Source organism: Kitasatospora sp. NPDC054768 (genome assembly GCF_053612025.1).
Genome location: NZ_JBSHBN010000317.1, coordinates 1 through 3120, shown reverse-complemented (window position 1 = coordinate 3120; position 3120 = coordinate 1). Strand labels below are relative to the sequence as shown.

2 protein-coding genes are annotated in these 3120 nt (G+C 70.8%); both read left to right on the top strand.

Features of this window, described 5'->3' with window-relative positions; all coding sequences use genetic code 11:
• The coding region (locus ACWGKU_RS40765; RefSeq protein ID WP_452181063.1) for a KR domain-containing protein at positions 1–2044 on the top strand (2044 nt) is incomplete at its 5' end.
• The coding region (locus ACWGKU_RS40760; protein ID WP_452181062.1) for a beta-ketoacyl synthase N-terminal-like domain-containing protein at positions 2044–3120 on the top strand (1077 nt) is incomplete at its 3' end. The genes ACWGKU_RS40765 and ACWGKU_RS40760, both read left to right, overlap by 1 nt.

Genomic DNA, 3120 nt, shown 5'->3' with positions numbered 1-3120 from the left:
CTGGCTCACCGGCACCACACCCGACTGGACCACCTACCACACCCACCAACAACGCCGCCGCATCCCCCTCCCCACCTACCCCTTCCAACACAAGCGCTACTGGCTCGACCGACAGGCCATGACGGCCCAGGCCACCGGTCGTGCCGCGGCGCGCCGCGACGACATCACCCAGTGGTTCTACGCCCCGTCCTGGCAGCGGGCACCTCTCCCGGCCGGGGAGCAGCCGGACTGCACCCGGCACTGGCTGGTCTTCGCCGACGGCCTGGGTGTGGGCGAGGCGGTGACCGAGCAGCTGCGGGCCGCCGGTGCCACCGTCACCGTGGTGGCGGCGGCCGACGCCTGGTCCGACCGGGGAGACAACCGCTACGCCATCGACCCGGCCGACAGCTCCGACTACGAGCGGCTGATCAGCACCCTGCGGAACGGTCCTGCCGGTGTGCCCACCCACATCGTCCACGGCTGGAGCATCGCCGCGCCGGGCGAGGAGGGCAGCCTCCAGCACGGTTTCGAGAGTCTGATCCGCCTCACCCAGGCCCTCGTCCAGCACCCGGACGGCGAGCCGCGCCGGATCTGGGTGCTCAGCAACGGCCTGCACAACGTCACCGGTGCCGAGCCGCTCTCGCCGCTGAAGGCCACCCTGCTGGGCCCGTGCCGCGTGCTGCCCCGCGAGCTGCCGGGCACCACCTGCCGCAGCGTCGACCTCGACTGCCAGGAAGCTCCCACCCAGGCCCAACTGGGGAGGCTTATGGCCGAGTTGGCAGCAGCACCGGAGCCCGGCACGGAGACGGTGGCCCACCGAGGGGGCCACCGCTGGTCCCAGCACTACCTGCCGCAGCCGCTGCCCCGACGCGACGATTCGCCGGTGGTGCGCAAGGACGGTGTCTACCTGGTCACCGGCGGCACCGGCGGCCTGGGCCTGGCCCTGGCCGGGCACCTCGCGGCAGCGGGCGCAAGGATCGCGCTCACCGCGCGCACCCGGCTGCCCGACGCCGCGGAGTGGGACTCCTGGCTCGCCGGCAACCCGGGCAAGGGCCGACTCGCTGACACCGTACGGGAGTTGGTCCGCCTGCGGGACGCAGGTGCGGAGCTCATGGTGTTCCAGGCCGACGTGAGCGACCGGGCGGCGATGAGCGAGGCCGTCCGGCGGACCACCCAGCGGTGGGGGGCCATCCACGGCGCCTTCCACACGGCGGGTGTCGCCGGTGGTGGCCTGATCCAGCTCAAGGACCTCCAGGCGGCCGCCGAGGTCCTGCTCCCGAAGGTGCACGGCACCCTGGTGCTGGAGGAGGTGCTGGCGGACCAGGAGCTGGACTTCCTGGTCCTGTTCGGCTCGAACGGTGCGAACATCGGCAGTGTCGGCCAGGTCGACTACTGCGCCGCCAACTGCTTCCTCGACGCCTTCGCCCAGGACCGGGGGCGCACCCGGCGGGTGATCTCGATCGACTGGGGTCCGTGGCGGGAGATCGGCATGGCGGTCGGTACCGCCGCGCCGTCCGGCATCGAGCAGGTGGACGAGCGCGCCATGTCGCCCGCCGAAGGGCTGTGGGCCCTCGACACGATCCTGGCCGGCGTCTCGGAGTCGCAGATCATCGTGTCGCCCGCCGAGCTCTCGGCGCTGTTCGAGAACGCCTTCTCGCTGGAGCAGGGCGACACCGCGGAGCCCCGTAGCGCCGCGCACGAACGCCCGGACATCCTCACCGAGTTCGTGGCGCCGCGCAGCGACACCGAGCGCGCGATCTGCGTGCAGTGGCAGGAGCTGCTGGGCATCGAGAAGGTCGGCATCCAGGACAGTTTCTTCGATCTGGGCGGCAACTCCCTGATCGCGATCCAGCTGGTGAGCACCATCAATGCCCGGCTGGGCACGAAGCTCGCCCTCGGCGACCTGTACGAGGGGTTGACGGCGGCACACCTGGCCGGCCTGGCCGAGCAGCCCCTGCAGCAGGCAACGGGCAACAACCGCAAGGCACTTGAGGAACGCAGAGAAAAGATGCAGCAGCGCCGGCGTCAGCACCAGCAACGGCGTCGGACAGCAAGGGGCGAATGATGACCAATGAGTTCACGGATCTCCCGGAACGGGACGGTGTCGCGATCATCGGGATGGCGGGACGCTTCCCCGGCGCGGGGGACCTGACCGAGTTCTGGTCGAACCTGCGCGACGGCGTCGAGTCGATCGTCGCCCTGACCGACGAGGAGCTGACGGCGGCCGGGGTGCCGCCCGAGGTCTTCGGGCAGCCGAACTACGTCAAGGCCGCACCCAGGTTCGAGGGCATCAGCCTGTTCGATGCGGAGTTCTTCGGGTACACCGCCCGCGAGGCGAAGATCATGGACCCGCAGCACCGGCTCTTCCTGGAGACGGCGTGGACGGCGCTGGAGCACGCCGGCTACGACGCCGCCCGGTACGAGGGCAGCATCGGCGTCTTCGGCGGCGCCAGCACCACCGCCTACCTCGGGAACATCCTCAGCAACCTGGAGCAGGGCGAGGCGATCAAGGGCGAGAACGTCGGCCTGGGCTTCGAACTCGCCTTCCTGACCAGCCGGGTGTCGTACAAGCTCGACCTGCGGGGGCCGAGCTTCCCGGTCCAGACCGCCTGCTCCAGCTCGCTGGTGGCGCTGCACGCCGCCTGCCAGAGCCTGCTCAACTACGAGTGCGACATGGCCCTTTCGGGTGCGGTCTCCTACAAGGTGCAGGAGAACACCGGCTACCCGTACCAGGAGGGGGCCTTCCTCTCCCCGGACGGGCACGTCCGCCCGTTCGACGCGGACGCCCGGGGCACGGTCTTCGGCAACGGTGTCGGCGTGGTGGCCCTGAAGCGGCTGGAGGAGGCGCTGGCCGACGGCGACACTGTCCACGCCGTGATCAGGGGCTCGGCGATCAACAACGACGGCGGGGTCAAGGCGAGTTTCACCGCCCCGACCGTCGGTGGTCAGGCCGAGGTGATCACGGAGGCGCTGGCCGTCGCGGGCCTCGCACCCACGGACATCGACTATGTCGAGGCGCACGGCAGCGGCACCGTGATCGGTGACTCGATCGAGGTGCAGGCGTTGTCACGGGCGTTCGGCGACACCGGGTCCTGGGCCCTCGGCTCGGTCAAGGGGAACGTCGGCCACCTCGACGCCGCC